Consider the following 7,145-nt stretch of genomic DNA (forward strand, 5'->3'; position numbering starts at 1 on the left):
GGTCAAGAACAAACCACTAACGCAACGACAATTACAACGCAATAGCCTGATTGCCAAAGTTCGCTACGTGGTAGAACGAACCTTCGGCAGCCAGGCACGATGGTTCGGATCCAAGGTACTGCGTTATCGCGGTAACGCCAAAGCACATGCTTGGCATATTTTACCAGCCATAGCCTACAACCTGAAAAGATTGCCAAAATTGTATGTCGACAAGCAAATACAGGCACAATCATGGGAATAATCCGCCCGTCTAATCCGATAATGATCGGTTTGAAGCGATTATCCCTGGAATTTTTGCGAAAAGCTTACAAAAAGTACTTCATTGCTCACAAAAAAATCTGAACTGAATACGCTTCAGGTAAAGTTATGTTTTTGCAAAGGTCTCATTGAATATATGGCTCCTACGACGGGATATATTCCATCGACGCATTATGGCATGTAAAATTTTGCAGATGCTAGTACACATCCGTCATAACTGTGCATGAAGATCTGGATACCATCCCACCAGTTTTCACTAGAACTCCATCAGTTTTTATGTTTAACCCTACAAATTCTGCCGTAGGCGTTTCATCCGACAGAAATATTGTCTTAACATTTAATGAAATAACCCAAAGAGATTCAGGATTGATTTCTTTAGAAATGCTGAGTATACATTGATAGAATCTTTGACGCGGCATCTAGCAATAATCTATCTATCTCCGGTAAAACACTTATCATCAACCCAACCAATAATTTGTCAAATAACATTCAATACTTCATTAAGCTCCGGATCAATTTAAGCAGTAAGTTACTGAATATCATTGAGAACTCTTACTAGTTTGGTTGTTTTACTTTACGAAGATATGATTTTACTGTTTCCCAGCCTTCTGGATAAATCTTTTCAGCTTCTTCATTACTGACCGAAGTTACAATAATAACATCTTCTCCTTGCTGCCAATTCACAGGTGTTGCAACTTTGTGTTTTGCAGTCAGCTGCATTGAGTCAATCGCACGCAGAATTTCATTAAAGTTACGACCAGTTGTCATAGGGTAAGTCATCATGAGTTTGATGTTCTTATCGGGACCTATGACAAATACGGAACGCACAGTCGCATTCGTCTGTGCTGTTCGCCCTTCCGCTGAACCTGTCTCATCGGCAGGAAACATATTATAGAGCTTGGCCACGTGAAGGTCTGTATCTGCGATAACTGGATAGTTAATGGGTGAGCCACCAACTTCTTCAACGTCTCTCAACCATCTTTGATGATCGTTAAGCGGATCAATGCTAAGTCCAATAATTTTAGTATTACGTTTATCAAACTCAGATTGAATGCTGGCCATATAGCCTAATTCTGTTGTGCAAACAGGTGTAAAATCCTTAGGGTGAGAGAATAATACTGCCCATTTATCTCCTATCCACTCATGGAAATCAATCTTTCCCTGTGTAGTTTCCGCCTGAAAATTAGGTGCCTGATCATTAATGCGCAATGACATAAATAACTCCTCAGTTATTATTAATATAGAAATTTACTTGATATCGTATTACTGTATTGAAAAAAACTCAAGAATCCTTATTTCTTAATAAGGATTTGTAGGTAATAACTTAGCAATAAAATCTTACAGACTAATCCTGTGTACACATATGTAAATAAAGTTCATTTTTGTGCTGAATATAATCAGAAGGAGAATTTGATATGGATTTACATAAACTCAACCCTTGGAACTGGTTTAAACATGAAGAGCCTGGAAAGGCTAAAAATGAAATTGTGCCAGTTAAGTACGATGATCAATCGCCATCCCGATCTCCGCAAGTTAATAGCTTGAATCAGCTCCATCGTGAAATTGATCGATTATTCGAAGATACTTTTCGTGGTTTTGGGCTCTCTGTACGGCCTCGGTCGGAACTTTTGAGTCAGTTTTTTTCTGATGATTTTATGCCAGCATTTAGAGCAAGCGTCGACATCGCCAGTGATGACAAGCAATATACCATTACATTGGAAGCGCCCGGCCTGGCGCAGGATGATCTATCCATTGAATTAAAAGACCGGGTTTTAGTGATTAAAGGTACAAAACAAGAAGAGCAAGAAGAAAAAGATCAGCATTACTACCGCAAGGAAAGACGGTATGGTACTTTTGAGCGTGTACTTGCTGTGCCAGATGATGCAGACGTCGACGATATCCAAGCCAGCATGAATAAGGGATTATTAACCATTAAAATTCCCCGCCATGAAGCTGATAAGTCTAACGTTAAAAAAATAACAATCAAGAATGGCTAAAAGAGCGCTTTAGTTCGTTAAGTATGAAGATTTCCTGCAATTGTGGTTAAGGCGGCATAAATAATATCAGTCTTTTTAGTTAAGGAAGCTCCTGAATAAGTATCTGCGCAAATGAATTACTGCGTTAGGCAGAGTACACGGAGATTCGTCTATTTATCTGATGTGTGGCACGTCGAAACTTTGTCTCTCATTTCCTGTGCTCCGTCTGCCTTGCACCTTATCTCACTCGGTGACTTATTCAGAGTTTCCTTAATAAGGCGCAGCACATGGCAATGGTCTTTTTCTAATCATGTGTTGTGCTTCCTCAACCCTCTCCCGTCTATTTTGCAATACCGAAAAGAAATGTGAGGAACTCACCGTACAATCCGCGGTCTAGTAAATCGATTAAAAATTGGGTTGAAGATTTGGCTGCATTGATTAGTGTCATAATATTGATAGGCTAGAATCTATTGTCGACGTTAACCGCACCTTCAAACAGCCGGGTACTTGCTTATTATTTTAATTCTATAGATAAAAATATCTGTAAATCTTCTGGATTCCCCAAGTCAGTGCTAGTTAGCCAAACACGAAGCGTGTAGAATGATATTTCTTCCAAAAATGCAAGAATTTACTCGTGCTCATTAATTGTGCCGCTTACGAGAATGGTGCGCGCTTAGCCTATCTTACGGTAGAGGAAATCAGCGATTACCTGGAACGGCCGGGGTGTTTTGTCTGGGTTGCTCTGCGGGATACAACCCCCGAAGAACTTGACAAAATGAAAGAAGAGTTCACTCTCCATGAACTGGCAGTAGAGGATGCGCGCCATGGCCACCAGCGACCAAAACTTGAAGAATATGGCGAATCGGTTTTCGTTGTTATGCATCTGCTTGAACTCGGCGAGAAAGAAATCACCTTGGGTGAAGTGCATGTCTTTGTGGGACATAACTATGTTCTGTCTATCAGAAACCGAAGCCAGCAGCATTTTCTTGATATACGCGAACGATGTGAACGAGAACCCCACCTCTTGAAGCAAGGATCCGGCTTCGTCCTTTATGCTTTGATGGATGCGGTGGTGGATCGCTATTTTCCAATCCTCGACCGACTGGAATCTGAACTGGAAAAAATCGAAGAGCAAATTTTTACTAAAAATTTTACTAAAAAAGCTGCCCGCACCAATATCGAGCGACTCTACGAGCTTAAGCGGAAGATCATGGTTCTGAAGCATGCCGTGGCCCCCCTTATGGAAGTCGCTGGCAAGCTATCTGGCAGCCGAGGACCTGCCGTATGTTCCAGCATCCGGGACTACTTTCGAGATGTTTATGACCATTTGGTTCGGATAGATGCGTCCATCGATACCATTCGAGACACTATAGGCACTGCCATTCAGGTCAATCTCTCTATAGGAGCGATTGAGAACAATGAAGTAAACAAGCGTCTTGCAGCATGGGCTGGAATTTTCGCCGTCGCCACAGCCTTAGCTGGAATTTGGGGAATGAACTTCGAGCAAATGCCTGAACTGAAGTGGGAATATGGCTACCCGCTGGCACTTTTAACCATTGGCTTGGCCTGCTTCTTTCTCTATATTCGTTTCAGGCGAATTGGATGGTTATAAGTGGCTGCTTACCCTCATGTTTTAACCAATAAACTGAGCGAAAACTGCTCTTGGCCGATTCTTAGGGTTCTAGACAAGAGTATCGAAGTAATCCTGATTGAAGGATTAATGCAAACTTGCGGGTTCGCGACATATGATCACAGCTTATTGGTGAATCATTCAGCAACTAAATAAACTATCATGAGTAACTTTATTGTAGTGAATAACCCTCAGGAATGGCCATTGGAAATTCCAAATGTTGCCGTTATATCTGCCAAAGAATATCTTACCGATCCGGTATATAGCAGACATCTTAGAGCACGCATATATAATCTATGCAAATCTTATCACTACCAGAGTATCGGATACTATGTCTCGCTGCTCGCAGAAGCGCGAGGACATAAGCCCTTACCCCAAGTAAATGCTATTGAAGATGTGCAATCGCCGAGGTTGGTAAGACTGTTAACTGAAGATCTTGATGGATTAGTACAAAAATCTCTATCATCCATCAAATCGGATCATTTCGAGCTCAGCATCTACTTTGGACGTAATATTGCAAAATATTATGATCAGCTCAGCCATGAGTTATTCAATTTATTACGAGCTCCTTTATTACATGCTTACTTTAATCGTCAAGATGACGAATGGCGTATTCATAACATAAAAGCAATTGCTGCTAACGATATTCCACCACAACATCAAGATTTCGTCGTACAGGCTGCGACAGACTATTTTTCGAAACGAAAAACGTGGGTTCACAAGTTAACTTCTCCACGATATGATTTGGCCATTTTGCATGATCCAAATAACCCTGAACCACCATCTAATACTGAGGCAATAAAAAATTTTGAAAAGGCTGCCGAGAATCTGGGAATGCATGTGGAATTGATTACTCGTGCTGACATGAATCGTTTATCAGAATTTGATGCGCTGTTTATACGCGATACTACGTTCGTCAATCATTACACTTATCGCTTCTCACGACATGCCTCTGCTGAAGGATTAACGGTAATTGATGATCCCAATTCGATTCTGAAGTGCAACAACAAAGTTTATTTAGCCGAATTATTGACCCATCACCAAATTCCAGTACCTAAAACCATTCTAGTGCATAAGGATAACCTTGAACAAATTATCCCCACGCTAGCCTTACCTTGTGTACTTAAACAACCCGATAGTTCATTTTCTCTAGGCGTAGTCAAAGTTACCTCTGAAGCGGAATTGCGTCACAAAATCAAGGAACTTCTCGATAAATCAGAGTTAATCGTAGCACAGGAATATTTGCCAACTGAATTTGACTGGCGAATCGCTATTATTGATCGTCGACCGTTGTTTGCTTGTAAATATTTTATGGCTCCCGGACATTGGCAAGTCATTAAGCATGGTCAGCAAGCACGAGATTATGTCGAAGGATTGACGCTTGCGGTTTCCTTGGAAGAAACCCCCGCAAAGGTAGTGAAGATGGCGTTAAAAGCAGCCAATCTGATCGGTGATGGGTTTTATGGAGTTGATATCAAACAAGCTGGTAAACATTGTTATGTGATCGAAATTAATGATAATCCGAATGTAGATGCGGGCAATGAAGATGGTATCTTGAAAGATGCACTTTATCAGCAGATCATGGAAGTATTTTTGCATCGCATAGAAGAGCGTAAACAGCGAGATCGGCGGTAAGAACTGCACTCAGCTTTTTACAATGTCGAGCTGGAAATACTTTCGGTTTTACAATGAGAACCGAAAACATCAAACCTTGAAGGCAACACCGATCAGGTTTATTATAAATCCATCAGTCTGCTGAAGACAGGTTGATAAGTGGGACAATAACTCATAAGCCACCTGCCCAATAATTGGAGCCTACTTCTGTTAAGGAAGCAATACTTTTTTGTTTTTATCAATAAAACAGTGAGGTATTTATATCATGAGAAATATATTTTTTATTTTAACAACTGTAATCTTAATTCTCTTTCTTAGTAGCGAAATCAATGCATCTGGGGAAGAAACCAAATCTGCAGCAGGAATTAGTCCTATGACAGAAGCAATTAAACATGCAGAAATAGCCCAAGCGCATAAAGCGCATGCGGAGCATATTCGGCAACATGCGAAGATGAGCTTAGAGTATGTCAAAAAAGCCGAGATAGAAGCGATTGAATATGGAAATACCAAAGGAAGAGTACATATCACTGAGTCAATCCGTCATTTAGTCGAAGCAATAAGCCACGCTAAAATAGGGCATACGGATATCGCTAGTGAGCATATTACTGATGCATTAGAAGAAATGCGTCAATTTACAACTAAGTAAACTACTTTATATAGCGAAATTCAGCAGTTTCACCATAATCGTTGTTCTATGTAAGTAACAAATTCGATTATTAACTAACACTGACATACGCTGATAACTATCAGATTTGTGCTTCTAACGCAACAAGTCCTCGGACTCCTCATACATATCCATTCCGTTTGAGATTGATCTTACCCAGCTTCGCTTAATCCTGTTCAGTTTTCAAGATCTTCCCCTGAGTATCTAATTCAAGCTCGAGTTTCTTTCCATCCGCCTTGATTTCTACCTCATAACCAGTAACCATCCCATCAGGTTTCATCACCTTCTCTGCCTCTTCAATGGTCGCTCTCGGGTATTCCTTGAAAATGGCTCGCACTACCGGTTCGGGCAGTGCTTTGACATCAATGGTCTCTTCCTTTTGCAAAATTACTCCATCGGAGTCATACAGAATTTCGTACTTACTGTTGTTTTCCTTGTATTCCACTTCATAAACGGCTTTACCTTCGATCATTTCCTTTTCGAATTCTACCTCTTTGGCATCAGGATAAGCCTTTTCAAAAGCTTCAAGAACTGATTGAGGTACTTGATGTTTGCTTACTTCTCTTTCACTGGCATTCGCCTGGCCGGATGCCACCAAAAAGGTGATCAGTACCGTCATAACCCAAAGTTGCGTTTTCATAAAGCCTCCTTTAACTAGAGTCAATAATGTACTCATTAAATCTATTCATCCATTTGCATTTTCTGAATGAATTTAAAGATTACCACTAAAGTTAACCCTAGGCGGATTCAAGTAATAATTGCAACAAATTATGCAGCAAGTAAATCAACTTGCTGCCCCCAAAATAATTCATTAGGTGACTTGTTACCTCTGGTCTTGCGAGGTCGATTGTTTAACCGATCCATAGCCTGTTTAATCTGGTCATTAGTCACCTGATTGAAGTCAGTTCCTTTTGGAAAGTACTGTCTTATCAGTCCGTTTGTGTTTTCATTTGTACCGCGCTCCCATGATGCATAGGGATGTGCAAAATATATTGCCGCATTC

At 40.6% G+C, this 7,145-nt stretch carries 8 protein-coding genes; 5 read left to right on the forward strand and 3 right to left on the reverse strand.

Going from position 1 to position 7,145, the window contains the following annotated elements; genetic code table 11:
* On the forward strand, positions 1 to 241 hold a 241-nt coding region (locus tag BM021_RS14060), incomplete at its 5' end, for a transposase (protein ID WP_143074325.1).
* 572 nt (positions 242 to 813) lie between these two features.
* Here the strand turns inward: BM021_RS14060 and BM021_RS14065 are convergent.
* Positions 814 to 1,473: a peroxiredoxin gene (locus tag BM021_RS14065; protein WP_090721632.1), complete on the reverse strand. Its 660-nt coding sequence runs from the start codon at positions 1,471 to 1,473 to the stop codon at positions 814 to 816.
* A 200-nt stretch (positions 1,474 to 1,673) separates the two neighbouring features.
* On the opposite strand from BM021_RS14065, the gene BM021_RS14070 reads away from it, so the two are divergent.
* The 4 genes from BM021_RS14070 to smbP all read left to right on the forward strand — a co-directional run bounded on the left by BM021_RS14070 (position 1,674) and on the right by smbP (position 6,124).
* A complete protein-coding gene (locus BM021_RS14070) occupies positions 1,674 to 2,255 on the forward strand; it encodes an Hsp20/alpha crystallin family protein (RefSeq protein WP_090721633.1) in 582 nt (193 codons plus the stop codon).
* Positions 2,256 to 2,868: 613 nt separating this feature from the next.
* Positions 2,869 to 3,846, forward strand: a complete 978-nt coding sequence (corA, locus tag BM021_RS14075) for a magnesium/cobalt transporter CorA (protein ID WP_090721634.1) — start codon at positions 2,869 to 2,871, stop codon at positions 3,844 to 3,846.
* 180 nt (positions 3,847 to 4,026) lie between these two features.
* Positions 4,027 to 5,499 (forward strand): RimK family protein, encoded by a 1,473-nt coding sequence (locus BM021_RS14080; protein WP_090721635.1) that lies wholly within the window; start codon positions 4,027 to 4,029, stop codon positions 5,497 to 5,499.
* A gap of 244 nt (positions 5,500 to 5,743) precedes the next feature.
* Positions 5,744 to 6,124, forward strand: a complete 381-nt coding sequence (smbP, locus tag BM021_RS14085; RefSeq protein ID WP_090721636.1) for a small metal-binding protein SmbP — start codon at positions 5,744 to 5,746, stop codon at positions 6,122 to 6,124.
* 184 nt (positions 6,125 to 6,308) lie between these two features.
* Here the strand turns inward: smbP and BM021_RS14090 are convergent, their stop codons facing one another.
* Positions 6,309 to 6,818 carry a PepSY domain-containing protein gene (locus tag BM021_RS14090; protein ID WP_256207941.1) on the reverse strand — a complete coding sequence of 170 codons (510 nt, stop codon included), beginning with the start codon at positions 6,816 to 6,818 and terminating at the stop codon, positions 6,309 to 6,311.
* A 92-nt stretch (positions 6,819 to 6,910) separates the two neighbouring features.
* On the reverse strand, positions 6,911 to 7,145 hold a 235-nt coding region (locus tag BM021_RS14095), incomplete at its 5' end, for an IS30 family transposase (RefSeq protein ID WP_143074361.1).

This window comes from Nitrosomonas sp. Nm166, assembly GCF_900112825.1.
GTDB lineage: Bacteria > Pseudomonadota > Gammaproteobacteria > Burkholderiales > Nitrosomonadaceae > Nitrosomonas.

What these genes read in the sequence shown, in the direction of transcription:
- BM021_RS14090 (WP_256207941.1), bottom strand. Translation starts at nt 6,818, where the DNA reads ATGAGTACATTATTGACTCTAGTTAAAGGAGGCTTTATGAAAACGCAA.
- BM021_RS14070 (WP_090721633.1), top strand. Translation starts at nt 1,674, where the DNA reads ATGGATTTACATAAACTCAACCCTTGGAACTGGTTTAAACATGAAGAG.
- smbP (WP_090721636.1), top strand. Translation starts at nt 5,744, where the DNA reads ATGAGAAATATATTTTTTATTTTAACAACTGTAATCTTAATTCTCTTT.
- BM021_RS14065 (WP_090721632.1), bottom strand. Translation starts at nt 1,473, where the DNA reads ATGTCATTGCGCATTAATGATCAGGCACCTAATTTTCAGGCGGAAACT.
- BM021_RS14080 (WP_090721635.1), top strand. Translation starts at nt 4,027, where the DNA reads ATGAGTAACTTTATTGTAGTGAATAACCCTCAGGAATGGCCATTGGAA.